A 24230-nucleotide genomic window follows, 5' to 3' on the forward strand; every position below is an offset into this window, starting at 1 on the left:
GGAAGCTGCGTATGCTCGCCCTCGGCAAACTGCTTGAACTGACCCTCGCCGGTCGCGAACCGGCGCAAAAAATTCAACTGACTGTCGACGGCGTGCAGATGCGCTGGCTCAGCGAGGGTGCGCTTGAAGTGCGCCCGCCGCAGGCTCGGGACAACGGCGGCGACCTGCTGCTGTCGTCCGGCATCCATGGCAACGAAACCGCGCCGATCGAACTGCTCGACCGCCTGTTGCATGGCATCGCCCGTGGGGAGATCAAGCCCCGCACCCGTATTCTGTTCCTGTTCGGCAACCCCGAGGCCATGCGCCGCGGCGAGCGTTATCTCGAACTGGACATCAACCGGCTGTTCAACGGCCGTCATGAAAGCAACATCGGCCCCGAAGCCATGCGCGCCGCCGAACTGGAGCAACTGGCCCGCAGCTTTTTCAGCCAGCCTGGCCGTTCGCGCCTGCATTACGACCTGCACACGGCCATCCGCGGCTCGAAGATCGAGCAGTTCGCCCTGTACCCCTGGAAGGAAGGGCGCCAGCACTCGCGTCGTGAGCTTTCGCGCCTGCGCGCCGCCGGCATGGAAGCGGTGCTGATGCAGAACAAGGCCTCGATCACCTTCTCGGCCTTTACCTACGAGCAGTTGGACGCCGAGGCCTTCACCCTGGAACTGGGCAAGGCCCGGCCGTTCGGGCAGAACCAGGGGGTGGATGTGTCGCGCCTGGAGCTGCGCCTGAAGCAGATCATCGAAGGCACCGAGCCTGAGGCTGACAGCCTCGACGGTCTGAAGCTGTTTGCCGTTGCGCGGGAGGTGATCAAGCACAGCGACGCCTTCCTGCTGCACCTACCGGCAGACGTGGAAAACTTTTCGGAATTGGAAAAGGGCTATTTGCTGGCCGAAGACGTGGCGAAGACCCGCTGGGTGATCGAGGAGGAGGGCGCACGCATCATCTTCCCCAACCCGAAGGTCAAGAACGGCTTGCGGGCGGGGATTCTGATTGTGCCGACTACAGAGGCCGGTCTGGCGTAGATCTCAAGGCTCGTGTAGTTCCAATGTGGGAGGGAGCAAGCCCCCTCCCACATTTTGTTTGGCGGTGTGGCTTAGACCGCTACCGCACGCGGTTCGCTGCGACGGATCGCACGGACTTTGTGCAGCGTGTCGGCGCAGGTGCGTGCCGCTTCCTGGCCCTTGTGCACGAAGTGATCGTGGAAGAATGCATGGTGTTCGCTGCCCGCATGGAAATGGTGTGGGGTCAGGGAGACCGAGAACACCGGTACTTCTGTTTCCAGTTGCACTTGCATCAGGCCACTGACCACCGACTGGGCGACGAATTCGTGACGGTAGATACCACCGTCCACCACCAGTGCGGCGGCGACGATACCGGCATAACGGCCGGTCTTGGCCAGCAGTTTGGCGTGCAGGGGCATTTCAAAGGCGCCGCCGACTTCGAAGAAATCGATGTCCGATTCCTGGTAGCCCTGAACGAGCATTTCGGCGAGGAAGCCTTTACGGGATTGGTCGACAATATCCTTGTGCCAGCAGGCCTGGATAAACGCGACGCGCTCGCCATGATGGTTTTTGCTTTTGCTGTCGATAGCGGTGGGTTGCATGTTCTGACTCCTGTTTAAGAAAAAAACAGGGCGTTATGAATCGAATGGGATTTAAGGGTACGCATGCGCGAACAGGCGCGCGGCCCTTAGGTGCCAATCCCGTTCTCTCTTCATCCGGACTATGACCGTCGGCCCCGGGATCACACCGGGTCTGCTGACCTTGTCGCCGTCCCGCGTGAGCAGTTCGAGGCGCCAAGCGCTCGCGGGCTATACACATTGCGTGTAATTACCGCCGGTGGGGAGTTACACCCCGCCCTGAGAACGTTACCGCCAGAACCCTGGCGGCGGAGAGTTTTTAACATGGTTTTTCAAAAACTGCACGAGCGCCGTATCGATAAGCTATATCGGTTTGTTTGGTTGGTATTCGATTGAGTGCAGACGGGGCTTGATATTCCTCGGCTTTGCCCGCAGTAATCACTCACAAAAGGACTTATCCAACTTGCCCGAGGCCTGCTTCATGACTGTGATTGACCTGCGTAGCGATACTGTGACCCAGCCCACCCCCGGCATGCTCGATGCGATGGCCAGTGCCGTCAGCGGCGATGACGTCTACGGTGAGGACCCCAGCGTCAATCGTCTGGAAGCCGAACTGGCCAAGCGCCTGGGGTTTGCGGCCGCGTTGTTCGTGCCCACCGGCACCATGAGCAACCTGCTGGCGTTGATGGCTCACTGTGAGCGCGGCGAGGAATATATCGTTGGCCAGCAGGCCCACACTTACAAATACGAAGGCGGTGGCGCGGCGGTACTGGGCTCGATCCAGCCGCAACCGCTGGAAGTGCAGGCAGACGGCTCCCTGGATTTGAAGCACGTGCTGGAAGCGATCAAACCGGACGATTTCCACTTCGCCCGCACCCGCCTGCTGGCACTGGAAAACACCATGCAGGGCAAGGTGTTGCCCTTGGATTACCTGGCCCAGGCGCGGGCCTTTACCCGTGAGCATGGCCTGGCTCTGCATCTGGACGGGGCGCGCCTCTATAACGCAGCAGTCAAGTTGGGGGTAGACGCGCGGGAGATCGCCCGGCATTTCGATTCGGTGTCGGTGTGCCTGTCCAAAGGCCTCGGTGCGCCGATTGGCTCGGTGCTATGCGGCTCCACCGCGTTGATCGCCAAGGCCCGCCGTTTGCGCAAGATGGTCGGCGGCGGCATGCGACAGGCCGGTTCTCTGGCGGCAGCCGGGTTGTATGCGCTGGATCATCAGGTGCAGCGCCTGGCTGACGACCACGCCAACGCCCAGTGGCTGGGGGACCAATTGCGCAAAGCGGGGTATGAGGTGGAGCCGGTGCAGACCAACATGGTCTATCTGCGCGTCGGTGACCTGGCCTCGGCGCTCCAAGCCTTTGCCGCCGAACGCGGGATCAAGTTGAGCGCCGCGCCGCGCCTGCGTATGGTCACCCATTTGGATGTGAGCCGGGCTCAGATTGAGCAGGTGCTCAAGGCATTCGTCGATTTTTCGCGCAAATGAGCGTGTTGACCGTCTAATTGAGCTTCTCTATCGCATAAACACGCTGTACCACCGGCAAAGGGCCGATATAATGCGGCCTTTTGCCGTCGCTCCGTCTGATGATGTTGCGCACTGGCCTTTGGCCGCAGCCTCCGTGGAAGAACCTAATGAAAAGCGCAGAAATCCGTGAAGCCTTCCTTCGCTTCTTCGAAGAGCAAGGTCACACCCGTGTCTCCTCCAGCTCCTTGATCCCAGGCAATGACCCGACCCTGCTGTTCACTAACGCGGGGATGAACCAGTTCAAGGACTGCTTCCTGGGCCAGGAAAAACGCGCCTACACCCGCGCCACCAGCAGCCAGAAGTGCGTACGCGCCGGCGGTAAGAACAGTGACCTGGAGAACGTCGGTTACACCGCTCGCCACCACACATTCTTCGAAATGCTGGGTAACTTCAGCTTCGGTGACTATTTCAAGAAAGACGCGATTACCTTCGCCTGGACCTTCCTGACCGGCGTGTTGAAGCTGCCCCAGGAAAAACTCTGGGTCACCGTGTACGCCACGGACGACGAAGCGTATGACATCTGGACCCAGCACATCGGCGTGCCCGTCGAGCGCATGATCCGCATCGGCGACAACAAAGGCGCGCCGTATGCCTCCGATAACTTCTGGACCATGGGCGATACCGGCCCGTGCGGCCCCTGCACCGAGATTTTCTACGATCACGGCGCCGATATCTGGGGCGGCCCGCCAGGCTCGCCGGAAGAAGACGGCGACCGCTATATCGAGATCTGGAACAACGTGTTCATGCAGTTCAACCGCACCGCCGATGGCGTGTTGCATCCGCTGCCGGCGCCGTCGGTGGACACCGGCATGGGCCTGGAGCGGATCAGTGCGGTGATGCAGCACGTTCACTCCAACTATGAAATCGACCTGTTCACCAACCTGCTGAGCGCGTCGGCGGCGGCCATTGGTTGCGCCAATGAAAGCCAGTCTTCGCTCAAGGTGGTGTCGGACCACATCCGTTCCTGCGGTTTCCTGATCGCCGACGGTGTGCTGCCGTCCAACGAAGGCCGTGGCTACGTGTTGCGCCGCATCATCCGTCGCGCTTGCCGTCACGGTAACAAGCTGGGCGCCACCGGCAGCTTCTTCTACAAAATCGTGGCCGCGCTGGTTGCCGAGATGGGCGAAGCGTTCCCGGAACTCAAGCAGCAGCAAAGCAACATCGAGCGTGTGCTTAAGGCCGAGGAGGAGCAATTCTCCAAGACCCTGGAACACGGCCTGAAGATTCTGGAGCAGGACCTGGCTGAGCTCAAAGGCACCGTGGTGCCGGGCGACGTGGTGTTCAAACTCTACGACACCTATGGTTTCCCGATGGACCTGACCGCCGACATCGCCCGTGAGCGTGAGCTGACCGTCGATGAAGCCGGTTTTGAGCGTGAGATGGAGGCCCAGCGCGTGCGTGCGCGTTCCGCCAGCTCCTTTGGCCTGGACTACAACACCCTGGTCAAGGTTGACGTACCGACCGAGTTCACCGGCTACAACGCAACCGTTGGCTCGGCCAAGATCGTTGCCATTTACAAAGACGGCAAATCGGTCGACGTGCTGAACGAAGGCGACGCAGCGGTGGTGGTCCTGGACCAGACGCCGTTCTACGCCGAATCCGGTGGCCAGGTCGGCGACTGTGGTTTCCTGAGTTCGACTTCCGGGCGCTTTGAAGTGCGCGACACCACCAAGACCGGCGGTGCGTTCCTGCATCACGGCGTGCTGGTGCTGGGCAACCTGACCATCGGTGCGCCGGTCGACACTCAGGTAGATGCCGATGTACGTCACGCCACCGCGCTGAACCACTCGGCCACGCACTTATTGCACGCCGCGCTGCGCCAGGTGCTGGGCGATCACGTTCAGCAGAAAGGTTCGTTGGTCGACAGCCAGCGCCTGCGCTTCGACTTCAGCCACTTTGAAGCGATCAAGCCTGAGCAGATCAAGGCCCTGGAAGACATCGTCAACGCCGAGATTCGCAAGAACACCGCCGTAGAAACCGAAGAGACCGATATCGAGACCGCCAAGGCCAAGGGCGCCATGGCGCTGTTCGGCGAGAAGTACGGCGACAGCGTGCGTGTATTGAGCATGGGCGGCGATTTCTCGGTAGAACTGTGCGGCGGTATCCACGCCAACCGGACCGGCGACATCGCCTTGCTGAAAATCATCAGCGAAGGTGGCGTGGCCTCTGGTGTGCGTCGTATCGAAGCGGTCACCGGCGCTGCGGCCCTGGCCTATTTGAATGCGGGTGAAGAACAACTCAAGGAGGCGGCCAGCCTGGTCAAGGGCAGCCGCGACAATCTGATCGACAAACTGTCCGCCGTGCTGGAGCGCAACCGTGCGCTGGAAAAACAGCTGGAGCAGTTGCAAGCCAAGGCAGCCAGCGCGGCGGGCGACGATCTGTCGGCTTCTGCGGTGGACGTCAAGGACGTGAAGGTCCTGGCTGCACGCCTGGACGGTCAGGACGGCAAGGCGTTGTTGGCCCTGGTCGATCAGTTGAAGAACAAGCTCGGCCGCGCAGTGATCCTGCTCGGCAGTGTCCATGAGGATAAGGTCGTTCTGGTTGCCGGTGTAACCAAGGACCTGACTGGCCAACTCAAGGCTGGTGATTTGATGAAGCAAGCCGCTGCGGCAGTGGGCGGCAAGGGCGGTGGGCGTCCGGACATGGCGCAAGGCGGTGGTGTAGACGCCGGTGCCCTGGACGCGGCCCTGGCCTTGACCGTGCCGTTTGTCGAAGCGGGTATTTAAGGCACAGCTGACTGGCCCGTGGTTCACTCGCGGGCCATGCGGTGTGGGTTGATTGGATATTAGGCGCCCCTTTACGGGCTGAGGCGGCTTGGAAATGGCTTTGATCGTACAGAAATTTGGAGGCACCTCGGTCGGCTCTGTTGAAAGAATCGAGCAGGTGGCCGACAAGGTTAAGAAGTTCCGCGATGCCGGCGACGACCTGGTGGTGGTGCTGTCGGCCATGAGCGGCGAGACCAATCGCCTGATCGATCTGGCCAAGGCCATTAGCGGCGACCAGCAACCGCTGCCGCGTGAGCTGGATGTGATCGTGTCCACCGGTGAGCAGGTGACCATCGCCTTGTTGGCCATGGCGCTGAACAAGCGTGGCGTACCGGCGGTATCCTACACGGGCAGCCAGGTGCGCATCCTTACCGACAGTGCGCACACCAAGGCGCGCATCCTGCAAATTGATGATCAGAAAATTCGTACTGATCTGAAAGCAGGCCGCGTGGTAGTTGTAGCGGGTTTCCAGGGTGTGGACGAGCACGGCAACATCACCACCCTTGGGCGCGGTGGTTCGGACACCACCGGTGTGGCCCTGGCTGCAGCCCTCAAGGCTGATGAATGCCAGATCTACACCGATGTGGACGGCGTCTACACCACCGACCCGCGCGTGGTGTCGGTGGCCCAGCGCCTGGACAAGATCACCTTTGAAGAGATGCTGGAAATGGCCAGCCTCGGTTCCAAGGTGTTGCAGATCCGCGCGGTGGAGTTCGCCGGTAAGTACAACGTTCCGCTGCGCGTATTGCACAGCTTCAAAGAGGGTCCGGGCACCCTCATTACTATTGATGAAGAGGAATCCATGGAACAGCCGATCATTTCCGGTATCGCTTTCAACCGTGATGAAGCCAAGCTGACTATCCGTGGCGTGCCAGACACCCCGGGCGTGGCTTTCAAGATTCTGGGCCCTATCAGCGATGCGAATGTTGAAGTCGACATGATCGTGCAGAACGTCTCGCACGATAACACCACCGATTTCACCTTCACTGTGCATCGCAATGAGTACGATGCGGCGCTGAAAATCCTGGAGAACACTGCGCGCGAAATTGGCGCCCGCGAAGTGGTGGGCGATACCAAGATCGCCAAGGTCTCGATCGTGGGTGTAGGCATGCGTTCCCACGCCGGCGTTGCCAGCCGCATGTTTGGCGCACTGGCCAAGGAAAGCATCAACATCCAGATGATCTCCACCTCGGAAATCAAGGTCTCGGTGGTGATCGAAGAGAAGTACCTGGAGCTGGCTGTACGCGCACTGCATACCGCTTTTGAGCTGGACGCTCCGGCCCGACAGGGCGAGTGATGTGTTGCCAGGAAGGCGCGGACTACCGCGCCTTTCCTTTTTTTGTAGGGCGCATGGTCTTTTGCCTGCGCTCGACAATACTTAGGCCGTTAGGGCTGCGTCCATCAGGTCGTAGGTCGAACGCCTTTTTTTTGCAGACTGTTGTTCCTGAACTGAAATGCGTGAGGAGAAAGGTATGCTGATTCTGACTCGTCGGTGCGCAGAAAGCCTGATTATCGGTGATGGCGAAATCACCGTGACCGTGCTCGGCGTCAAAGGCAATCAAGTACGTATCGGGGTTAACGCTCCGAAAGAGGTAGCGGTCCACCGCGAGGAAATCTACCTGCGGATCAAGAAAGAGAAGGACGAAGAACCAAGCCTTTAATTTTTATCGTTTTTTATGTTTGCAAACGGGGATGAACGTGGTTAATATACGCCCCGTGTTGCGGAGAGCTGGCCGAGTGGCCGAAGGCGCTCCCCTGCTAAGGGAGTACACCTCAAAAGGGTGTCGGGGGTTCGAATCCCCCGTTCTCCGCCATTATTTGCTTAGTACGTTGCAATCTGGTTTTTTCGTTAAGTTGTTGAAGTTAAACGAAAAAATAGCTTTACATAGAGATTGAACGGCCTATAATGCGCGGCAACAAATGCACTCGTAGCTCAGCTGGATAGAGTACTCGGCTACGAACCGAGCGGTCACAGGTTCGAATCCTGTCGAGTGCACCATTTAAGAGTTAGTTGCAGCAATGCAGGTAGCTTGGCTTCAGCCAGTTGTGATCTGGTCTAAAAACACAATCTGCACTCGTAGCTCAGCTGGATAGAGTACTCGGCTACGAACCGAGCGGTCACAGGTTCGAATCCTGTCGAGTGCACCATACAAACAAAAAGCCCGCCTAGTGCGGGCTTTTTGCCGTCTGGGGTTTGAGTAAGATTTATCCCAAGCGCTGTTTTTCTCTCGCCTTCATGTGTTTTCCTTTCGCGCTGCGTCGTCGCAGATCCTAGATGCAGCCAATACTCAACTTTGGCTCGCAAGCGCTTGTTCTTTCCAGTTTTTTGACGTTAAAACCAGCCGAGCGGTGTATCATTGCGCCCGTCAGCCCCGCCGGGGCTTGTGGAATACCTCCATGGACTTACCCAGTAGTTACTCAGTACCCCGTTTTACCAATCATGAATTGACTGATTGATCCTTCCGGCGTGCCCCGCTGCTGGGAGTGGAGTTCGCCTATGACCGAAGTAGAAGTAAAGAAAACACAAGAAAGCCTGCAGGATCGCCTGGCTCAAGTCATCGAGCTGCTGCAGCGCCAGCGTGTGGTCGAAGACCTCACGCACCGCCAGGAAGGTCCGCATCACGACCGCGTTGAAAACCTGGTCCATCGGCAAAATCTCGTCGAGTTGCAGCGCAAGCTCGACGACCTGCACTCCGCCGACGTCGCCTACATTCTCGAAGCTTTGCCGCTCGATGATCGACTGACCCTCTGGCAGTTGGTCAAGGCTGACCGCGACGGCGACATCCTCCTCGAAGTATCCGACTCGGTCCGTGAAACCCTGATCGCCGACATGGACGATCACGAACTCCTGGCCGCGGCCAAGGAGATGGACGCCGACGAGCTGGCTGACCTGGCGCCTGAGCTGCCTCGAGATGTTGTCCACGAGCTGATGGAGGCTCTCGACGGCCAGCAGCGTGAGCGTGTGCGCTCCGCGTTGTCCTATGACGAGGACCAGGTCGGCGCCCTGATGGACTTCGAGATGGTCACCATTCGTGAAGACGTCAGCCTGGAAGTGGTACTGCGTTACCTGCGCCGGCTCAAAGAGCTGCCGGGCCATACCGACAAGTTGTTCGTGGTCGACTACGAAGGCATTCTCAAGGGGGTGCTGCCGATCAAGCGCCTGCTGGTCAACGACCCTGAGAAGAAAGTGGCTGATTTAATGGCCAGCGATACCGTGAGCTTTCATCCGGATGAAGATGCCTACGATGCGGCGCAGGCGTTTGAGCGTTACGACTTGATTTCGGCGCCGGTGGTCGACAAAAACGGCAAGTTGATCGGCCGTCTGACCATCGATGAAATGGTCGACCTGATTCGTGAAGAAAGTGAAACCGAAGTCCTCAACATGGCGGGTTTGCGTGAAGAGGAAGATATTTTTGCGTCAGTCTGGCGTTCGCTGCATAACCGCTGGGCCTGGCTGGCCGTTAACCTGATTACCGCGTTTATCGCTTCTCGGGTGATCGGCTTGTTCGAAGGCTCCATCGAAAAACTGGTGGCCTTGGCGGCATTGATGCCGATTGTGGCGGGTATCGGCGGCAACTCCGGTAACCAGACCATTACCATGATCGTGCGCGCAATGGCGCTGGATCAGGTGAGTACGGCTAACTCTTCGCGCCTGTTGCGCAAGGAGCTGGCGGTGGGGCTGGTCAACGGTCTGGTGTGGGGAGGCGTGATCGGGGTTGTCGCCTACTTGCTGTATGGCAGTTGGTCCCTGGGGGTGGTCATGACCGCCGCCATGACCCTCAACCTGCTGCTGGCTGCGTTGATGGGGGTGCTGATCCCCATGACGCTGGCACGTCTCGGTCGCGACCCTGCCATGGGGGCCAGTGTCATGATCACTGCCATGACCGACAGCGGCGGTTTCTTCATCTTCCTGGGGCTGGCGACAATCTTCCTGCTTTGATCCCTTGTGGGGGCGGCTTGCGTTGGTGAGCAAGCTTCCCTTGCCGCAGCAGAGCCGGCCCCAACCCTTGCCCAGTCCGGGCGCCCTTGAAAGACGCGCAAAAAAAAAGCCAGCACATGGCTGGCTTCGGCTATCAGTTGCAGATCAATTGGCTTCTGCGGCTGCCTCTACGTCGTGCGCGATAAGCGAGACCAGGGCATTTTGCTGGCGATGGGAGAGCTGACGAAAACGCTGCAGCAGTTCGCGTTCGTGCAGTGACAGCTCTGGGCTGTCCAGGCGCATGCTCAACTCGTCGCCCAGCGCACCTTCCTGAATAAGGCTTTGTTCCAGGCGCGCGATGATTTCAGAGTTCATGCTGCGATGATGATTGCGAGCCACCTCGGCAATGCGTTCCCGCATTCCGTCTGGCAGACGTACGACGAACTTGTCAGCCGTACGGCTTGAATAGATTGCCTGTTTCAATGGGCGCATATATTTAACCGGTTAGTTCAGGGGAGCGGTTTTTGGAATTGGCCGCAAGATGAGTGTTAAGACAAGACTCACGACCAAAGTTCAACCCGAATTGCAAAGAGGCCGCATCATGCCTCAGATTTGCCAGTTCCTTGGCGTCAATTCTGTGACAAATATTGAACTGCCTAAAGGCTTTATGCCAGCACTCATTTGCATTTTTGCGGACTGGTTGGAAAAATCTTTCGCGCGGGATGCCCAGGGCGATTTCCGCGCAGAACCAGGCTGCATAAGGGTTTGAGGCCGAACATCCTATCGCAAACTGGCCTTTTGCCCTGTTGTTTAAGACTAGTGGCAATTTGCTGATTTACTAGGTTGAGGCGACATAAGGTAGGGCGGGGAACGGGCTAGCGCAAAATCGGGTCGAACTTGATGCGTCGGCCTACGATAAGCGTCAGCAGCAGAAGGCAGGCGAATACGCCGCTGGCAATCTGTGCGGTGGTGTGGCCGGTTCCCAAGCCGAACCCGGCGGTGGCAATGAACAGGCACAGAAACAGCCAGGCAGATTTGCTCATGAGTGCTTTTCTCAGAAAACCCAATGTTCAGAGGCTGGCGAAGCCTGACTACCTTGAGCCAAGCGCAGTGGCGCTTGCGCGGTCGGGGTCATCACCGCCAGTTGCGGGCGTTGTTGCAGATGGTGTGGCACGACCTGGCTGATCTGCGCGGGGTCGTTGCTGCCGGTCGATTGGAAATGAAACATCACCAGCGCAGCCAGGGCGACGGTATTGAGGGCTAACAGAAGGGCACTGTTCATGGTCATGTTCTCCGTTTAACGCCGTGGCTGAGGGGGTTCACATGAAACATTGCAGGTCGCGTGCCAATCTATTATTTCAATAAAATCAAATGGTTGAGTCTACCTTAAGTGGCTTTCGGGTTGCAATTTGCAATGCTGGCATTTTGTCGCAGTGCATTCTGCACGATGGCGTCATGTGCCGGTGTTTACAGGGTTGAGCGACGATCGCATTCGCAAGTATCGGCCTACGCTCAAAAAGCCCACGGACGACATGACAAAACCTAACTCGACCGTTAACATGCACGCCGTCCGTCGCAGTGCCCCTGAGCCCGATGGCTGTCATTTGTCCCAGTAGCTCAATTGGATAGAGCATCCCCCTCCTAAGGGGAAGGTTGGCCGTTCGAACCGGCCCTGGGACACCATATAATTAGGGTCTCTCCCGCCTATCCACTGCCGGTTCACTTTTTCCGTGACAGCAGGGTGGCAGCAGCAGGCCAATAAAAAGCCCCGCTGGGCGATGCTCAGGCGGGGCTTTTTTTGTTCTGTAACTTGTAGCAGGCGTTAGTCGTTGACTCGTCGCCCGTGCTGGGCCATCAGTTCAGCGAACTGCGTCCAACTGAGTTTCAGCTTGTGCTGAGCACCGCGCGGTTTCCAGTCAATGGTTCCCTGGCTGATCAGTAACTCGCCAAGCTTCGCATCGTCTTTCCGCACCTCAATTTCTACGTCCTTTCGCTGCACTACCTTGGTGTGCAAAGTGAGGTTTATTTCGTGCTTAGCCATTATCGATCCCTGGTTGGTTGGTGGCAGAATGCGATCATACGCGCATGGGTGTTAGTGGGCGAGACTGTCTTTAATCCGGAGCACCTTGGTGGTTGAGCAGTTGGAGTGCCGTGCAGTGGCGCGGATGCCGAGACCGGGCGCCAGCAATTCTCGTGCGCGCTTGTGCAGATCGATGTCCACTGGTCCGCCCTCGCCCTGTGAGACGGCAGACTGGGACATCACATAAATTGATACTTTCAGCCGATCAAGCTCAAAACAACTTCAGGTCATGGGTGCTATGTGGGTGCATCTGGCGCCGGGAAAGAATTACCAGTTTTTTGCTAGGGCTTCCAAATCGTCCCTCTCGATCAGATGCAATTCCATCAAATTTGAAAGGCGTTGCCCGGTAGTAGAAAGGTTCGTAGCGCTTGGTAGGGTTGTGGCTTCGTTGAAAGTTATGTCGGCCTGGAATGGAGAAAGCTTCTGGAACAACTGCCTTTGTTTAAGGTATTCAGCCTGTTCGGCCAGATTTTGAGTCTCTTCCGATACCATTTCTCCGGAATTCAAGTTATGCGTCCGGACTACATACTCGCCGCTTTGCAGCTTTGATCGAAGCCCCAGCATGCAAAGCTGGGTGTAGGTCAGCGTTTCCGCAACTCCTAGCAAATAATTTGCTTCGGATCGTTTGACGGACTTGTCAAACACTAGGTTGGCATAGAAATTTGCCATGTATGGAAGCTTGAGTTGTTCGTGTTCCTGCTTCGCACTCAACAGTAGCCCTTCAAATAGCTCTGCTGCGGCTGATGGGGAGCTGTCGTCACCTTCAAAGAAGTCATCGTTTCTCACAGTCTCAAAAAGAAGCTTTTCACGGATTTTCTCTATAGCTAGGACGGCTACGCCTGCTACCCGCTGTTCTTCTTTCGGTGAAAGCCAACGCTTCGCCAAGTCATCCAGAACCTTAGTGCACGTCTCTGCTACAGCGGCCCCAATAGCAGCACCAGCTACGGTCCCGGCTGGTCCCGCGAGTGAGCCCGCGGCGCCTCCAACTGCTGCCCCGGCAATTTTGGCTCCGTGAGTTAAGAGCGATATGTGATTTTTCATTTTTTCTCAGCTAGCTGGAATGGATATCTGTTCGCGTATGCGAAGTACTGTAGTTGTGGAGCAGTCAGCGTGCCGTGCGGCGGCACGGATACCCAGCCCGGCCTTTAGTAATTCTTTCACGCGCTTGTGCAGATCTGCATCGACTGGGCGGCCCTGATACTTGCCCTCAGCCTTGGCCTTCTCGATGCCCTGGGCTTGCCGCTCGCGGCGCTGCTCGTAATCCTTGCGAGCGATCGCGGCCATCATTTCTACCAGCATCGAATTAATCGCGCCCAGCATGCGTCCGGTGAACTCATCACCTTTCGTGTCCTGCATCCCCTGATGGCTCGTCGGCAGATCGAGCGCCACGATGCGCAGGCCCTTGGAGTCGATCGCGACCTTGAGCTTCGCCCAGTCATCCACCGGCAAGCGGGAGAGGCGGTCTATCGACTCCACCAGCAATACGTCCCCCTTGCGAGCATCCTTCAACAGGCGCAGCAGCTCAGGCCGGTCGGCGGTGGCGCCGCTGGCATTCTCCAGGTAAACGCTTGCAATGACCTTGTTGTGGTCGCTGGCGAACTGCTCGAGCGAAGCCCGGGCACGGCCGGCGTCTTGTTCTTCGGTGGAAGCTCGGAGGTATGCGCGGATGAACATGATTTGTGCCTGTATCAGTTAGGGCGTTCTACTAATACTGTTGCACTTTGGGTGTTCCTTATCAAGCGGAAAGCCCGAAAAAGGCAAAATAAGCCTGTATCTGGATAGGCATACCCTAGTGAGATTCGCCGGATGTCATTATGATCTCAAGCTTTTGCGTGGTGAAAACTCCGGATATGAAAAACCCTTATGCCGTTGGATTTTACTGCGCGCTGGTTGCCCTTCTCGTGTTGTCTACTGGCGTCTTTTTCGGAAATTTGAGTGTGGGCGGCGCTGATAAGGCGTTCAGCTTTATTAGCTCCTTCTCTTCGTTAGTGCAGGCCATTGCAGCCATCGTCGTCGGTGGAATTGCGTTCCACGGCCTAAGTGCTTGGCGGAACCAAATAATTTATGGAAAAGCTCTGGGGGTAATCTGGGACGCCCAAGTCGCTCTAAGGCAGATTGAAGCTTCCTGCAGTGCTTATCTTGAACGAATAGACGCACTCGATCGAGGTAGAAGGACGAAGACGGAGATCACGGAAGAAATTGCCGACACGTCGCTAGGTGATGCTTTCAATCAATTCAAATATCAATGTATTTTGCTCGACAAGGTCGTGGTCAAACGGGGCTCTGAGTGGCAGGATCATGCGTCCAATTTGGAAAATTCGATCCATAATCTTGCGATTGAGATTAGTAAACCCCGGCCTCTCTACACTGCCTGGTGCCTTGCTAACATTGGGAAAAGGTCCGAGGCGGAGGTTGAAAAGCACCTTTCGGATGCAGACGGATACGTTGAAAGAATGAGTTCGCTACTCGACAGTCTTGCGGAAAAATATACGGTCTGATGCGATAGTTTGCCTAGCTATCAGAGCCGTCGATGATGGCGTGGTGAAAGCGCCAAAGTGTGTATGTTTCAACACACTGTGTTGTTTGCGACACGGTGGGGGTTCAAAGCGAGCTGGGGCGAATATCCGTGCCGTTCTGCGTGCCAGAGATTCGGTACTTCTGAACCTCGCCCCCCGCCACCTCTGAGGCCGTCTCCTTGACTGGCTGGCCGATCTGCATCGCGCAAAGGCCGTTACCCTCATCGTCGCCAGCGATGCCGACAATATGACGGCCCGGCTTGACCTGGAATTTCACCACTTCGCCAGTGTTGATGCGGGCGACCTTTTTCCCGTCAATGAGCACGGTCGCCATACAGCCACCCGAAGCCCAAAACCCGTTATCCCGGCTTACCACCAACGTAGCACCACCCGGAACGGCGGCCTGGTAGGCATAGACCCGATCGGCAGGCACGCGCTTGGCCGAACCTGGCTCTACCGGCGTGCTTGAACAGCCGGCCAGCAACACGGCAGCGGCGGAGAGCAGAATCCTGTGCATATTTCTTCCTCGTGGGTTGATGGGTGACTTTATAGCAGCCTGGCTACATCTGGTCTTCGGCGTAGATAGCGGCGCTGATGATCGCGCCTCCTACCCGCCGCTTGCCGTAGCAGAGCGGTACCGGGTTGCCAGATGCGGTGGTGTTCTTGGCGCTGCCGAAGGCGTAGCCCGGTGTGTTCTCTGGCGCGGCGCTGGTCTTGAGGCCGCCGGCTTGGGGGCTGAGCATTTGGATAACCCCGCCAGCCACGAGCGCAATTCCAGGGGCAAGCGTTGCGCCGTTGGTAAATGCGCTGGCCACGATCAACACGATGCCGACGATGGTCTGGAGTATGCCGGCGCGCTTGCTCCCGGTGATCACTGGAACCACCCTTATTTCCCTGGCCCCGCCGAGAGTCAACTCGGATTCGCCTACGTTCTTCCTGTTGCGGAAAATTGCGAACTCCAGACCGATAGACCTTGCTCGCGCGATGTCGCTCAGGAAGCCCGGGTGATTCACATCGATTGCCCTTAAAGCCTCCCTGGTATCGCCATGAGCGGACAGGGCATAGGTATGTCGACGGCCATATTTTTTGGCCAGTGAGCCACTGAGCAGAATGGTTGTGCGCGGTGAATATTCGATGGCAGTCATACCCGATCCTCAGCGTAAATAGCAGCGCTGATGATGGCGCCACCCCAGCGACGGTGGCCGATACAGAGAGGTACGGGCAAGCCCGATGCCACCGTATTTTTCGCACTGCCAAAAGCATAGCCAGGCGTGTTCTCGGGCGCGGCGCTGGACTTCAAACCCTGGGCTTGAGGGCTCAGCATTTGAATCACGCCGCCGGCGGCCAAGGCGATACCCGGCGCAAGAGTTGCACCATTTGTGAAAGGGCTCATAACGATCAGTACGGCCCCTATGATCGTCTGCAAGATGCCTGCCCGCTTACTGCCTACGATCACTGGGGCGATAATGATGTCGCCCTGGCCTTGGTAGTTGAGCTCGCTCTCCCCGATGTTTTTCTTGCCTCGAAAAACGGCGAACACCAACCCACGCGACCTGGCATTTGAGATAAAGCGTTCCAAGCCGGGAATTTGCACGCACAGTGCTTTCAAGGCTTCTGCCGGTGTCCGCACTGCAAGGTCGTAGGACCTGCCGAACTGTCGGAGCTGGCCGTAGAGCTTGATGGTGGTCATAGGGGAGTTATCGAATGCTGTAGCGGCCATGGGGCCTCCTATGGATTGGTGGACGGGGCTGGAAGCCCAAGGCGAATGGCGAGCACTGCGCGCGACATATGCGCCTGATCGATGGTCAACTGCTCCTGGCGCGGGTCGTAGTTCCACACCCGGTTGTAGATCGCCTCACTGGCCCGGGCGCCTCGGAATGTACCCCTCAGCAGGTCGGCCGAAACCCTGGCCTCTTCCTCGGTGAAGAAGGGGCCGTCGATTGTCACCTGTTGGCCACCGCTGACGTGCTGGACCTCCCACACCGTGTAGCCGGCGTCCGGCCCCTGGATCAGTTCGTAGGGTTTGAATTTCTGCGTTTTGCACGCCTCGGTATAGCGCTCTTGAAACGTCATGTTTTCTTACTCAAAGAATCAGCCGGCTGATCGGCGCTACCAATACTTGCGTAGCGCACGGATGGTCAGTTAGGCCGCTTCGGAATGATCAGGGGTCGCTTTTGCAGAGGTGCGAGTGGGCATTTTCGCCAGCCATTCGCGAAGTGCTTCGGAGCCCTCACAGCCCGATCGCCACTTCTCAAACCGGCCGGTGTATCCATTCGAATTGGCGACCATACCGCTCAGTGCGACACCGGCATTGGAGGCGGTGGCCAACACGTCATCGTAGATCGCTAACATCTGCTTGAGCCCTTCGATGTCTTCGGCGCGCGACGCGGCAATGCCTGCACGCGAAAGGCTGTCAGCCGCCTCTGGCGATAGCCCGGAGAGCATTGGGTTTGCCCTGAGTACAGCCTCTACAACGTCGGGATGACTGCCTGCGCGCGCCTCAGCGACTAGTCGCTGGCGCTCTTCCGGCTTGAGGCTACGCACGATGGCTCGTAGCTCCTGATCGGCCAGGAAACCAACAACGTCCGAGCTAGCGCGCGGCGTGACCGCGGCAAAGCCGCTGGCCACTGTTTGGGCCAACGTGAGCATATCTTTTGCTGCCTTCTCCATCGCCGGCATCAGGACGGGGATGATTCCATCAATCTGCTCCTTGCCCTTGCGCTCAATAGCAGCGGCGTTGAGGTCCTTGTTCCCGCGAATCGAGAGGATTTCTTCTCCGAGGTCCTTGAACGCCTCCAGCGACAAGCCCTGCAAATGGCGAACAGACTTCAACAAGCCACCGACCTGCCAGGTGCCTTTGGTGCCATCGGGGCGCTGGATATTGAATGTTCTTGCCTCTACCTGGTGGTGTTCGTATTCGGAGTAATGGAGGTTGGCCAAGCCAACTTTGAGGACGGATCGTTTGCCGATTTTCATGGGGTTACCTTTTGATTGTCTGGCCGTGGTTCGGCCGGTTTTGGTCTGAGGCTTCGCTCAGGATTTGGAGTAGGGACAAGTTCTCCCGGGCGTCACCGCCGGTTGCTGCTGCGTGCAACTCGTCCATAAGGGCGCTGATCTCTCGCACGTCACGATTGAATTGAGTGAGTCCGGATTGCTGACGCAGCTTGGCCACCTGGCTACGGATGTTCATGGCGGGCCTCGAGGATCAGCCGGTACTGTTCGGCGACGTGATTTTTGATGTCTTGCCCGTCAGCCAATGGCGGGAAGATCCAGGCGCCAGCGCTTGGGAATGGCCGCATATCCATCACACCTACTGGAGTGGGACGGCGGAGACTTTCAATTGCTCGGACGTGGAGAATGAACGCCTCTGCCAGATTGGCCGCGTCATAGCTGTTCATGGTGCACAGTGGGAAGTGCATGACCGTCTGTACGCCGAGGACGGGATAGTTGAAGGAGTGGCCCACTGTCTTGGGGTAGTCCATCTCCTCCTCAACCGCGCCAACCCTGCAGTCCACCACCGTCAACATAACGAGCACTGTTTCTTCGTCATCGGCGCCGATCTTTTCTGCAATTCGCTTGAGCTCGGCCCGCATCCACTTGATGCTCATTGCCGCATTCCCTCCATCTGTTCGCGGAGTTCTTCGACAGCCTTCTGTAGCTCGGCAACCTCGATGACTCGGGCAACAGCGCCTAGCCCTTCGATCAATGCCTTGCCCTGGTCGGGCGGTAGCTCGCCGGCGGCAACTGCGCGAAGGATTGATTTGGCTGCGCTGGGTAGGTCGGTGTCGTCGAGTTCGAAGCACACTGTCTCGGCAGTTGGCTTGATTGGCGGTACCAGGCGCTCAAGGATCAGTCGGCAAGCCTGCATATCGCCCTTCTTGGCTGCTGTCAGAACCTTCTTTGTCACGGCGTCTGCACCTTCCGCTAGTCGGGCGCGCAGCTCTTGCGTCTGGCCGGAACGGCCGCCGGGATTACCCGACTGTCCTGGCTTCCATTTGCCGGCTTTATCGCGATCAGTCATGCGGCCGGCGATTCCATGGCGATGACCGGTTTGTTTTCAGCGAGCGCTATCAGCAGGGCGGATGCTTGAACGCTTCCGTCTGCTGCGGCTTCGCGAAGGCGGCCCCAGGCGGCAGCAACTTCGGAGCGAGTTGGTTTGTGCTGACGTCCTCGGGCGGGCTTAGCTGTGTTCATAGGTGCTGCCTCGAATGGGTTTTGAGTGGCTCAAAAACTCACATTAGGCATGATCTGATCATTTATCCAGTGCTTTTTAGGTGCACTCTAGGTGATACACATAACCGGATTAAACGGGACTGAAATTGTTGGTATTGGCGGGATTGAAGAGGGTGTTTTTGTTGCAGTAAGTCGAGGATAGGCAAAGTGATACAGGGCTGGGATTTCAGCTCAGTCCGGCCTCAGATTGTGGGTGGGGCGGGGAGGGCTGGCCTACCGTTTCGGTATGTCAGGTATCCGCGCCACGTTTTACGAGATATGAAAACGTGGCGCGGAAGTATGATCCACCACTGGTGGAATACCCCTGATCGGCGGGATTTGCGAACGACAGAGAAATCCTCGGCAGTTGGCAGCCCAGGCGGGGTGAGAGAATCCCACCTCGCTCCGAATGGATTAAGGGTGAGCAAGGATCACATTTGAGCGAGGATGCTGCTGCCACAGCAACGCCTGCTCCAGCCTGCTGTCAGGGGCTATTTGTTGTTGCCAATTAATAGTGGGAGGTATTGAAGCGCTTGGGCGTCGCGATCTTTAAAATATGCGACAGCCTTTTGAGGGAGCCAGACTCTGTGAAAATGGTCTCTAAAGTCACCGAGCACCTCGTTGGGATAAAGCTTTGGCGACACTACCCGGCCATCTTCAAACCGATGTTGGTATGTGGGGAGGGCATCGGTATCGATACCTTTGGTATCTCTAAGCCACTTGCAAAACATACGGCCTTCCGAGATGTCCGGGAGCATTCTGTCTGGCAGCCTGTAACCGGCATCCTCCATAGGACCTATCAACACTAGCGCCATTTCGTTCAGCATTGAAAAATGAGTAGGTGGAACGGCCCCTCTGTTGGCCATATACCTTTTCATATGGTACGGCAAGTTTTGTGGGTTTGCCTTTTCTGCAAGCCACTCTCTTACCCAGGTAGCTACCGCTACTGCGAAACGTGGGGAGCACCATTGACCTAGGTTGATTGCAACGTCCGGGTGAACCCAAGTCCCACGTGCTTCGACAGGGCCGTTTATTACGGTGATTACCAATGAATCAATCGGGATGCCGTTCGACCTAGAAAGTTCTGATAGGAACTCTCCAGTCACTACCTGCCTTGAGTAATCGTGAAATCCTTTGCCTGAGGCACTGCACATTGCAGTTGCATTCACATATCCATCAGCAGTGCGCTGGTGGATCAATGCGCCTTCTACCCGTCTAGGGATAAGATCCATCTGTTCGTTCATTGCAGCTCTCCATTCCTGCCTGGACCCAGCTGGATCCAATCGGACAGGCAGAGTGCCACCATAACCGCATTTTAAGGGCTCGGCCTATACCCTTTCGTCTTAGTTGATGGAGTGCCCTCGAAGATTTCCGATTTACGATCCTGTTGATTGGCAGATGCGGGCCAAACCTGCTGGGACATTTATCCGTCCTGCTGATCTGACAAAGCGGCGCGAACCAGATGATCAGATCCGATTCGGCTCATATGGTCTGTCTCGAAGGGAAGAGAGGAGGCTCCATCCTGGGTCTTGCAGCAAAGGTATGGTGATGTTGACCACCCCCCGGTGTTGAATTCTTGACTCAGTGAGACCAAAACGTCTCAGTGAGACAGGCTTGACTCTCTCGCCGCGATTAATAATGCCCTTACTGCTATTAGTCTTCAGTTTGCTGATGGACCAAAGGTTTCGACCATCCCCATTGTTGTCCCGCGAGCGATCAGGGAGGCTAAGGTTGGATGGCGGCTTGCTAAAGCTTAGCGTTTCCGGACTTTCGAGGGTGTAGGTATTCGCCTGGTGCTAGTACGTTCGGCTCGCTCAGCTGACCACTCCTCAGTTAAGCTATCGGTATGACACTCGGTCAAGCTTTTCCCATCCTCGGGTGGGGCAATATAAATTGATGCAAGGGAAAGCAATGCTTAATGTGCGACGTTGGAAGGAATGGCCTGGGCGGGCGGTAGGTGAGCTCAATATCGTTTCTGGGGTGGCAACTTTTGGTGGGTGTGTCGCTAGTCTCGCCGGCTGGTTGCTTGCGACGGGGCCGTTCGCGACGGTATTAACCTATGGCGGTATTCTTATCATAGCTTTTTCAATAGGGATAGCGATTGTACGTTCAACGCCGCCCATTATAAAAAGGCCAGAAGACCTAGTAGGGAAAACAATCCCTCTATCAGAAGTAAAAAATATTTCCCCGGCGATAATGACTCTTGCTGTTGTTGGCCCAAGTATGGTTGGGAAGACTACACTAAAAGATCGTTTATCCTTTGCAGATTCCGGCAATGTCAGAACGCAGGCTGTTAGTGCTTATATTGCCAACTTCCAAACGTCTCCGCCAACGCACATAGCTATACTTGATGGCGGGGGAGAGCTCTACTCTCATCAGCTTGAACTAGCGGAGTATTGTCAGTGCTTGTGCGTGGTTATAGATCATAATTCCTCTGATAGCGATGCTGAAGTGGACGTTGATCGACTTGCGAAGCATCGTGAGTTCTCAAAGCAGATAAGGCAACATCTCGATAAGGTTTCGGGTGTACGTAAAACCTGGGTGCGTCTTCTTATTAATAAACATGACCTGTGGGGAACGCTTTCCTCAGATAAACAACAGCTAATCAGTGATTTTTACACTGAGGAATTGGATTTGTGGAGGCAGGGGAATCGTGCGGTTTCGACAGAGTCACTTGTATTCTCAAATGAGGACGCATCGGATGTTGCTCGATTTGTAGAAAAACTAAAACAGACAGCGGCTATCTGAGGTACTACTAAATGAATCCAAATGGCCGGCCTATTGTAATAAAAAACTCCCCTATTGAGTTTGTAGTGTCGGGCCCGATGGCGGGGCGCGATCGCATACTTATTCGTAGTGAAAATGCGGGAGTGGACCTTGTCGGTAAATCAATTCATAGCGCTGGATACAAGCAGGGAAAGGCGCACAGGGTCACCTCTTCCTTGATTTTCGGAGGCCCAGCGGAACTGCATACCGTGGTGAGTGGTTTCGTCGCCGATTTTAGGTCTGATGTAGATGATAGAGAGTCTATGATGGCTCTAACTTGGCGTGGTTATGCCACGAGCCGTGGGGTTGAGGAAGTGAAGGATACTTTCCTTAAATACTATAGAGATATATATGCTGCGTATTATTATGGTGATGAAAATGATGTTGAGCTTCAGGTGGCTCCGCTGATTTATCAGTGCTCTTTTGCTAATGATAGTGCTATTCGCTCACGAGGAAGAGTGAAGTTTTTGCTGGGGGTTTACGCTCTACTAGGTTTGGGTTTAAGTCTTTGGTCTGTAATAAGGTATTTTAAATTTTGATTCGGTAGTTTTTACTCGGGTAGTAGCGTGAGAGAGCTACCCGTGGAAACAGACCGCCGATAGCCGGCGGCCTGTGCGCCACATTATCCTCTAGCGTCTCGCCCGGGCTCATCTTCAGCTACCCTGAAACGCCAGTAACGATCAGGTTTAACCCACACCACGCTGTCTGGCGTCAGCTTGCGGAATGTTGCGAGAACACTCTTTCCGAGAACCTGGTTTCCGTCTGCGTTCTCGGTCAAGAGCTCTTCATGCCCGGATTTAACGATGTGATCAACGACATCGTCTTGGTAAACGCACGCGTCGCGCTCGATCTCCGAGAGCATCCATTGCGCAACCGACGAGGCGTCCATTAACTCGCCCCAGAGGTTTTGGGCTCGAGAGACTCGGCTTTGAAATCACCGCTTTCGAGTTTCTTTCCAGCAAACCACTGGCACGTGTAATACAAATAACCCTTGTCCCAGCGTTGAACGGTCATATCGGGGCCACCCGATTTCAATTTGACGATATCGCCAACCGCGAATTCTTTTCCTGTAGCCATGATTTGCAAGCCCTCATAAGCAGGGGACATCCCTGTGCTTTCCATATGGGGGCTGGCCATTTGCTTTCAAGTGGTGTTCGGTGCGTCTGCCGGGGTGCAATTTTTTGCACCCTCCTTGTTGCGTTTCCCGTAACGCAATGCCATTATTCTTTCGCGTTACGGGAAACGAGGCTTGTATGACGGACGAGAAGATCATCAAAAGCAGCACCGAGCGGCAACGAGAGTTCAGGGAGCGTCAACGCGAACTGGGTTTCAAGCAAACCACTCTGTGGATTCACACGGAGACAGAGGAGGAGGGCAGGCAGGCAGCCAGGGATGGCAAGCCACTCAAGCCGATGGGTACGAAAGACCCGCTGAGCTGGGCGGCAGGATGGATCAGCGAGAAGGGTAAGCAGTAAATACCCCGGATTCAGGGTATTTAGATCGGCTCAGAAATTAGCCGATCGAGACGATGGCTTGGATCTCAGCCATCAGAGAAGAGGTGCCAAGCCGCTGCGTCAACAGCGGCCTGGCGATCACACGACGCCACTTGAAGGTACACGTCATGCAATTTAAACAGAATACCATCCAAATTCTGGATGCGCGCGGCCAGATCATCGCCACCATGGCGCTGCCGGCCAATATCAAGCTCACTGAGCTGGCCCCATTGAAGATCCTGGGCGACGTAAGCTTCAAGGTTTTGCCAGGCGCAGCTCCTTCACGCGGGATCTGCGTAGGGGGTGTCCTATGAGCGCTCAGGCCCGCACCATCCAAGAAGTCGCACATGACGCGCTTGAGGATCTCGAAAGCGCCCAGATCGTCCTGCGCAAGGTTGAGGCGGTTCTCTGCGCCGCGCTGGCAGACAATGCCACCAGTCAGCACGTCCGCAACTTGGTAGACGTTGCGTGGAACCTGGCCGCTGACGGAGCCAACACCGCCGACTGCAACCGCGAGCAAATCGCCGCCGCGCTGGTCGGGTGTGCTGCACCGGGCGCAGGGGGTGATCTATGAGCCGCTCCTACAAGGCAATCGCCGAGACCGCCACCAGCGATCTGTACGAAGCGCAGGCAGCACTAGACAACATGCACGCAATCTTCACGCTGATGCTCCAGCACTTCCCCGAAGACAGTACCGGCAACGCTTTCGCGCAACTCGGCATCCTCGAGTCGAATGACTGGTCCACGAAAATTTATCAGTGGTGCGAGTGCATGGAAAACGAGCTGGATGACGCGAACGAAGAGGCGGCCGTGGCGATTTCTGCCGAGCGCGCACACGCTACCCGATGGTGGACGCACTTGAACGAGATGCGGCGCCGTAAGGAGCTGCCAGAGTGGGTAGCGGCGGGCATCGGCACGCATGATGAGCATGACCTTCTGCTTGAGAGTAGGAAGGCCGTCAATCAGGCTTTGTTCGGATCGGATGACCTGGGCGGCGATCAGCAATACCGCGCGGTGGTGCTGGAGTAGGGCTGGTAAACTACCAAACCTTCGCAGCATCAAGGGCACTACCCCGAAACAGGGTGGTGCCCTTTTTTCATTTGTTGGCCGTTGGTGCCTTCTCGGTGAGGTAGATAAGGTCTTTCCTCACTTCCTCGGCGCACGGTCTGCACATTCCGAGCGTCGTCCAAGGTCGCCAGTCGAGAACAAGGAAAGTGAAGCCTCCGATGCGCTTACATTTCCCTGCATAACCATGAGTGCAGCGGGCCTGCTGGTAGGTCGTTGGTCCCATCTTAATAACCCCTGGTGGTGGTAATTTATAAAGGGTGGGATTTTTTCCGTTTACGCACTCCTCTGGAGGCCCCGGTTTCATTGAAAGGTA

31 protein-coding genes, 4 tRNA genes, 1 pseudogene and 1 riboswitch are annotated in these 24230 nt (G+C 56.5%); of the genes and pseudogenes, 17 read left to right on the forward strand and 19 right to left on the reverse strand.

What is annotated here, in order from left to right; genetic code table 11:
• Positions 1-11 precede the first annotated feature (11 nt).
• Entirely contained in the window at positions 12-1016 is a 1005-nt protein-coding gene (gene astE, locus AB4O23_RS10645; RefSeq protein WP_017529422.1) for a succinylglutamate desuccinylase, read from the forward strand.
• Between the two features lie 71 nt (positions 1017-1087).
• On the opposite strand, the gene AB4O23_RS10650 is transcribed toward astE, so the two are convergent.
• Positions 1088-1597: a 6,7-dimethyl-8-ribityllumazine synthase gene (locus AB4O23_RS10650; protein WP_003175649.1), complete on the reverse strand. Its 510-nt coding sequence runs from the start codon at positions 1595-1597 to the stop codon at positions 1088-1090.
• Positions 1598-1694: 97 nt separating this feature from the next.
• A riboswitch (FMN riboswitch) is annotated at positions 1695-1864 on the reverse strand.
• A gap of 190 nt (positions 1865-2054) precedes the next feature.
• Here AB4O23_RS10650 and ltaE point away from each other — a divergent pair.
• From ltaE to mgtE, 8 genes are all read left to right on the forward strand, one after another.
• A complete protein-coding gene (gene ltaE / locus AB4O23_RS10655) occupies positions 2055-3059 on the forward strand; it encodes a low-specificity L-threonine aldolase (protein WP_017529423.1) in 1005 nt (334 codons plus the stop codon).
• 146 nt (positions 3060-3205) lie between these two features.
• Positions 3206-5824 carry an alanine--tRNA ligase gene (gene alaS / locus AB4O23_RS10660; RefSeq protein WP_017529424.1) on the forward strand — a complete coding sequence of 873 codons (2619 nt, stop codon included), beginning with the start codon at positions 3206-3208 and terminating at the stop codon, positions 5822-5824.
• Positions 5825-5918: 94 nt separating this feature from the next.
• Positions 5919-7160 carry an aspartate kinase gene (locus AB4O23_RS10665; protein WP_017529425.1) on the forward strand — a complete coding sequence of 414 codons (1242 nt, stop codon included), beginning with the start codon at positions 5919-5921 and terminating at the stop codon, positions 7158-7160.
• 175 nt (positions 7161-7335) lie between these two features.
• A complete protein-coding gene (csrA, locus tag AB4O23_RS10670) occupies positions 7336-7524 on the forward strand; it encodes a carbon storage regulator CsrA (protein WP_003175645.1) in 189 nt (62 codons plus the stop codon).
• A 62-nt stretch (positions 7525-7586) separates the two neighbouring features.
• A tRNA-Ser gene (locus AB4O23_RS10675) sits at positions 7587-7677 on the forward strand.
• Positions 7678-7785: 108 nt separating this feature from the next.
• A tRNA-Arg gene (locus AB4O23_RS10680) sits at positions 7786-7862 on the forward strand.
• Positions 7863-7934: 72 nt separating this feature from the next.
• Positions 7935-8011 (forward strand) — tRNA-Arg (locus tag AB4O23_RS10685).
• A 349-nt stretch (positions 8012-8360) separates the two neighbouring features.
• Positions 8361-9803 carry a magnesium transporter gene (gene mgtE, locus AB4O23_RS10690; RefSeq protein WP_017529426.1) on the forward strand — a complete coding sequence of 481 codons (1443 nt, stop codon included), beginning with the start codon at positions 8361-8363 and terminating at the stop codon, positions 9801-9803.
• A gap of 144 nt (positions 9804-9947) precedes the next feature.
• Here mgtE and AB4O23_RS10695 read toward each other — a convergent pair whose 3' ends face one another.
• The 3 genes from AB4O23_RS10695 to AB4O23_RS10705 all read right to left on the reverse strand — a co-directional run bounded on the left by AB4O23_RS10695 (position 9948) and on the right by AB4O23_RS10705 (position 11064).
• The gene (locus tag AB4O23_RS10695; protein WP_003175643.1) at positions 9948-10274 is read right to left on the reverse strand and encodes an Arc family DNA-binding protein; all 327 of its coding nucleotides are present in this window, start codon (positions 10272-10274) and stop codon (positions 9948-9950) included.
• A gap of 383 nt (positions 10275-10657) precedes the next feature.
• On the reverse strand, positions 10658-10825 hold the full coding sequence (locus AB4O23_RS10700; protein ID WP_017529427.1) for a PA3371 family protein: 168 nt from the start codon (positions 10823-10825) through the stop codon (positions 10658-10660).
• Positions 10826-10836: 11 nt separating this feature from the next.
• Complete coding sequence (locus AB4O23_RS10705) at positions 10837-11064, reverse strand: hypothetical protein (RefSeq protein WP_460084967.1); 228 nt, start codon at positions 11062-11064, stop codon at positions 10837-10839.
• Positions 11065-11388: 324 nt separating this feature from the next.
• On the opposite strand from AB4O23_RS10705, the gene AB4O23_RS10710 reads away from it, so the two are divergent.
• Positions 11389-11465: transfer RNA gene (locus tag AB4O23_RS10710), tRNA-Arg, on the forward strand.
• A gap of 139 nt (positions 11466-11604) precedes the next feature.
• On the opposite strand, the gene AB4O23_RS10715 is transcribed toward AB4O23_RS10710, so the two are convergent.
• The 4 genes and pseudogenes from AB4O23_RS10715 to AB4O23_RS10730 form a co-directional block, all read right to left on the reverse strand.
• Positions 11605-11823, reverse strand: a complete 219-nt coding sequence (locus AB4O23_RS10715; RefSeq protein ID WP_017529429.1) for a hypothetical protein — start codon at positions 11821-11823, stop codon at positions 11605-11607.
• Between the two features lie 51 nt (positions 11824-11874).
• Positions 11875-12012: pseudogene (locus tag AB4O23_RS10720) on the reverse strand (recombinase family protein); the annotation flags it as partial.
• Positions 12013-12129: 117 nt separating this feature from the next.
• Positions 12130-12903: a hypothetical protein gene (locus AB4O23_RS10725; RefSeq protein WP_017529430.1), complete on the reverse strand. Its 774-nt coding sequence runs from the start codon at positions 12901-12903 to the stop codon at positions 12130-12132.
• Positions 12904-12909: 6 nt separating this feature from the next.
• Positions 12910-13536 (reverse strand): recombinase family protein, encoded by a 627-nt coding sequence (locus AB4O23_RS10730; RefSeq protein ID WP_460063096.1) that lies wholly within the window; start codon positions 13534-13536, stop codon positions 12910-12912.
• Between the two features lie 140 nt (positions 13537-13676).
• Between AB4O23_RS10730 and AB4O23_RS10735 the strand changes: the two genes are divergently transcribed.
• Entirely contained in the window at positions 13677-14360 is a 684-nt protein-coding gene (locus AB4O23_RS10735; RefSeq protein WP_460063099.1) for a hypothetical protein, read from the forward strand.
• Positions 14361-14463: 103 nt separating this feature from the next.
• On the opposite strand, the gene AB4O23_RS10740 is transcribed toward AB4O23_RS10735, so the two are convergent.
• From AB4O23_RS10740 to AB4O23_RS10780, 9 genes are all read right to left on the reverse strand, one after another.
• Positions 14464-14895: a hypothetical protein gene (locus tag AB4O23_RS10740; RefSeq protein WP_457243613.1), complete on the reverse strand. Its 432-nt coding sequence runs from the start codon at positions 14893-14895 to the stop codon at positions 14464-14466.
• A gap of 43 nt (positions 14896-14938) precedes the next feature.
• A complete protein-coding gene (locus AB4O23_RS10745) occupies positions 14939-15523 on the reverse strand; it encodes a tail assembly protein (protein WP_095185691.1) in 585 nt (194 codons plus the stop codon).
• On the reverse strand, positions 15520-16098 hold the full coding sequence (locus AB4O23_RS10750; RefSeq protein WP_092359531.1) for a tail assembly protein: 579 nt from the start codon (positions 16096-16098) through the stop codon (positions 15520-15522). The genes AB4O23_RS10745 and AB4O23_RS10750 overlap by 4 nt, the downstream gene beginning before the upstream one ends.
• An 8-nt stretch (positions 16099-16106) precedes the next feature.
• On the reverse strand, positions 16107-16451 hold the full coding sequence (locus AB4O23_RS10755; protein WP_065895875.1) for a hypothetical protein: 345 nt from the start codon (positions 16449-16451) through the stop codon (positions 16107-16109).
• 69 nt (positions 16452-16520) lie between these two features.
• The gene (locus AB4O23_RS10760; protein ID WP_460063104.1) at positions 16521-17354 is read right to left on the reverse strand and encodes a hypothetical protein; all 834 of its coding nucleotides are present in this window, start codon (positions 17352-17354) and stop codon (positions 16521-16523) included.
• Between the two features lie 4 nt (positions 17355-17358).
• Positions 17359-17568: a hypothetical protein gene (locus tag AB4O23_RS10765; RefSeq protein ID WP_141688907.1), complete on the reverse strand. Its 210-nt coding sequence runs from the start codon at positions 17566-17568 to the stop codon at positions 17359-17361.
• Complete coding sequence (locus AB4O23_RS10770; RefSeq protein WP_460063106.1) at positions 17555-17986, reverse strand: hypothetical protein; 432 nt, start codon at positions 17984-17986, stop codon at positions 17555-17557. The genes AB4O23_RS10765 and AB4O23_RS10770 overlap by 14 nt, the downstream gene beginning before the upstream one ends.
• Entirely contained in the window at positions 17983-18399 is a 417-nt protein-coding gene (locus AB4O23_RS10775; protein ID WP_017138405.1) for a DUF5681 domain-containing protein, read from the reverse strand. Before AB4O23_RS10775 ends, AB4O23_RS10770 begins: the two co-directional genes overlap by 4 nt.
• A gap of 682 nt (positions 18400-19081) precedes the next feature.
• Positions 19082-19834: a KilA-N domain-containing protein gene (locus AB4O23_RS10780; protein WP_053257598.1), complete on the reverse strand. Its 753-nt coding sequence runs from the start codon at positions 19832-19834 to the stop codon at positions 19082-19084.
• Between the two features lie 667 nt (positions 19835-20501).
• Between AB4O23_RS10780 and AB4O23_RS10785 the strand changes: the two genes are divergently transcribed.
• Positions 20502-21338, forward strand: a complete 837-nt coding sequence (locus AB4O23_RS10785) for a hypothetical protein (RefSeq protein WP_460063109.1) — start codon at positions 20502-20504, stop codon at positions 21336-21338.
• Positions 21339-21349: 11 nt separating this feature from the next.
• Positions 21350-21895: a hypothetical protein gene (locus AB4O23_RS10790; protein WP_460063111.1), complete on the forward strand. Its 546-nt coding sequence runs from the start codon at positions 21350-21352 to the stop codon at positions 21893-21895.
• 83 nt (positions 21896-21978) lie between these two features.
• Here AB4O23_RS10790 and AB4O23_RS10795 read toward each other — a convergent pair whose 3' ends face one another.
• Both AB4O23_RS10795 and AB4O23_RS10800 read right to left on the reverse strand, forming a co-directional pair.
• Positions 21979-22245 (reverse strand): DUF6953 family protein, encoded by a 267-nt coding sequence (locus AB4O23_RS10795; protein WP_460063114.1) that lies wholly within the window; start codon positions 22243-22245, stop codon positions 21979-21981.
• On the reverse strand, positions 22245-22493 hold the full coding sequence (locus tag AB4O23_RS10800; RefSeq protein ID WP_460063117.1) for a YodC family protein: 249 nt from the start codon (positions 22491-22493) through the stop codon (positions 22245-22247). The genes AB4O23_RS10795 and AB4O23_RS10800 overlap by 1 nt, the downstream gene beginning before the upstream one ends.
• A 116-nt stretch (positions 22494-22609) precedes the next feature.
• Between AB4O23_RS10800 and AB4O23_RS10805 the strand changes: the two genes are divergently transcribed.
• From AB4O23_RS10805 to AB4O23_RS10820, 4 genes are all read left to right on the forward strand, one after another.
• Positions 22610-22831 carry a hypothetical protein gene (locus AB4O23_RS10805; protein ID WP_460063119.1) on the forward strand — a complete coding sequence of 74 codons (222 nt, stop codon included), beginning with the start codon at positions 22610-22612 and terminating at the stop codon, positions 22829-22831.
• Between the two features lie 146 nt (positions 22832-22977).
• The gene (locus AB4O23_RS10810) at positions 22978-23163 is read left to right on the forward strand and encodes a hypothetical protein (RefSeq protein WP_460063121.1); all 186 of its coding nucleotides are present in this window, start codon (positions 22978-22980) and stop codon (positions 23161-23163) included.
• Positions 23160-23423: a hypothetical protein gene (locus AB4O23_RS10815; RefSeq protein ID WP_460063123.1), complete on the forward strand. Its 264-nt coding sequence runs from the start codon at positions 23160-23162 to the stop codon at positions 23421-23423. Before AB4O23_RS10810 ends, AB4O23_RS10815 begins: the two co-directional genes overlap by 4 nt.
• Entirely contained in the window at positions 23420-23878 is a 459-nt protein-coding gene (locus tag AB4O23_RS10820) for a hypothetical protein (protein WP_460063126.1), read from the forward strand. The genes AB4O23_RS10815 and AB4O23_RS10820 overlap by 4 nt, the downstream gene beginning before the upstream one ends.
• Positions 23879-24230 lie beyond the last annotated feature (352 nt).

The organism is Pseudomonas sp. H2_A10, from assembly GCF_054680085.1.

Coding starts and splice junctions, on each gene's coding strand:
- astE (WP_017529422.1), top strand. CDS start 12: ATGCTCGCCCTCGGCAAACTGCTTGAACTGACCCTCGCCGGTCGCGAA.
- AB4O23_RS10650 (WP_003175649.1), bottom strand. CDS start 1,597: ATGCAACCCACCGCTATCGACAGCAAAAGCAAAAACCATCATGGCGAG.
- ltaE (WP_017529423.1), top strand. CDS start 2,055: ATGACTGTGATTGACCTGCGTAGCGATACTGTGACCCAGCCCACCCCC.
- alaS (WP_017529424.1), top strand. CDS start 3,206: ATGAAAAGCGCAGAAATCCGTGAAGCCTTCCTTCGCTTCTTCGAAGAG.
- AB4O23_RS10665 (WP_017529425.1), top strand. CDS start 5,919: ATGGCTTTGATCGTACAGAAATTTGGAGGCACCTCGGTCGGCTCTGTT.
- csrA (WP_003175645.1), top strand. CDS start 7,336: ATGCTGATTCTGACTCGTCGGTGCGCAGAAAGCCTGATTATCGGTGAT.
- mgtE (WP_017529426.1), top strand. CDS start 8,361: ATGACCGAAGTAGAAGTAAAGAAAACACAAGAAAGCCTGCAGGATCGC.
- AB4O23_RS10695 (WP_003175643.1), bottom strand. CDS start 10,274: ATGCGCCCATTGAAACAGGCAATCTATTCAAGCCGTACGGCTGACAAG.
- AB4O23_RS10700 (WP_017529427.1), bottom strand. CDS start 10,825: ATGAGCAAATCTGCCTGGCTGTTTCTGTGCCTGTTCATTGCCACCGCC.
- AB4O23_RS10705 (WP_460084967.1), bottom strand. CDS start 11,064: ATGAACAGTGCCCTTCTGTTAGCCCTCAATACCGTCGCCCTGGCTGCG.
- AB4O23_RS10715 (WP_017529429.1), bottom strand. CDS start 11,823: ATGGCTAAGCACGAAATAAACCTCACTTTGCACACCAAGGTAGTGCAG.
- AB4O23_RS10725 (WP_017529430.1), bottom strand. CDS start 12,903: ATGAAAAATCACATATCGCTCTTAACTCACGGAGCCAAAATTGCCGGG.
- AB4O23_RS10730 (WP_460063096.1), bottom strand. CDS start 13,536: ATGTTCATCCGCGCATACCTCCGAGCTTCCACCGAAGAACAAGACGCC.
- AB4O23_RS10735 (WP_460063099.1), top strand. CDS start 13,677: ATGATCTCAAGCTTTTGCGTGGTGAAAACTCCGGATATGAAAAACCCT.
- AB4O23_RS10740 (WP_457243613.1), bottom strand. CDS start 14,895: ATGCACAGGATTCTGCTCTCCGCCGCTGCCGTGTTGCTGGCCGGCTGT.
- AB4O23_RS10745 (WP_095185691.1), bottom strand. CDS start 15,523: ATGACTGCCATCGAATATTCACCGCGCACAACCATTCTGCTCAGTGGC.
- AB4O23_RS10750 (WP_092359531.1), bottom strand. CDS start 16,098: ATGGCCGCTACAGCATTCGATAACTCCCCTATGACCACCATCAAGCTC.
- AB4O23_RS10755 (WP_065895875.1), bottom strand. CDS start 16,451: ATGACGTTTCAAGAGCGCTATACCGAGGCGTGCAAAACGCAGAAATTC.
- AB4O23_RS10760 (WP_460063104.1), bottom strand. CDS start 17,354: ATGAAAATCGGCAAACGATCCGTCCTCAAAGTTGGCTTGGCCAACCTC.
- AB4O23_RS10765 (WP_141688907.1), bottom strand. CDS start 17,568: ATGAACATCCGTAGCCAGGTGGCCAAGCTGCGTCAGCAATCCGGACTC.
- AB4O23_RS10770 (WP_460063106.1), bottom strand. CDS start 17,986: ATGAGCATCAAGTGGATGCGGGCCGAGCTCAAGCGAATTGCAGAAAAG.
- AB4O23_RS10775 (WP_017138405.1), bottom strand. CDS start 18,399: ATGACTGATCGCGATAAAGCCGGCAAATGGAAGCCAGGACAGTCGGGT.
- AB4O23_RS10780 (WP_053257598.1), bottom strand. CDS start 19,834: ATGAACGAACAGATGGATCTTATCCCTAGACGGGTAGAAGGCGCATTG.
- AB4O23_RS10785 (WP_460063109.1), top strand. CDS start 20,502: ATGCTTAATGTGCGACGTTGGAAGGAATGGCCTGGGCGGGCGGTAGGT.
- AB4O23_RS10790 (WP_460063111.1), top strand. CDS start 21,350: ATGAATCCAAATGGCCGGCCTATTGTAATAAAAAACTCCCCTATTGAG.
- AB4O23_RS10795 (WP_460063114.1), bottom strand. CDS start 22,245: ATGGACGCCTCGTCGGTTGCGCAATGGATGCTCTCGGAGATCGAGCGC.
- AB4O23_RS10800 (WP_460063117.1), bottom strand. CDS start 22,493: ATGGCCAGCCCCCATATGGAAAGCACAGGGATGTCCCCTGCTTATGAG.
- AB4O23_RS10805 (WP_460063119.1), top strand. CDS start 22,610: ATGACGGACGAGAAGATCATCAAAAGCAGCACCGAGCGGCAACGAGAG.
- AB4O23_RS10810 (WP_460063121.1), top strand. CDS start 22,978: ATGCAATTTAAACAGAATACCATCCAAATTCTGGATGCGCGCGGCCAG.
- AB4O23_RS10815 (WP_460063123.1), top strand. CDS start 23,160: ATGAGCGCTCAGGCCCGCACCATCCAAGAAGTCGCACATGACGCGCTT.
- AB4O23_RS10820 (WP_460063126.1), top strand. CDS start 23,420: ATGAGCCGCTCCTACAAGGCAATCGCCGAGACCGCCACCAGCGATCTG.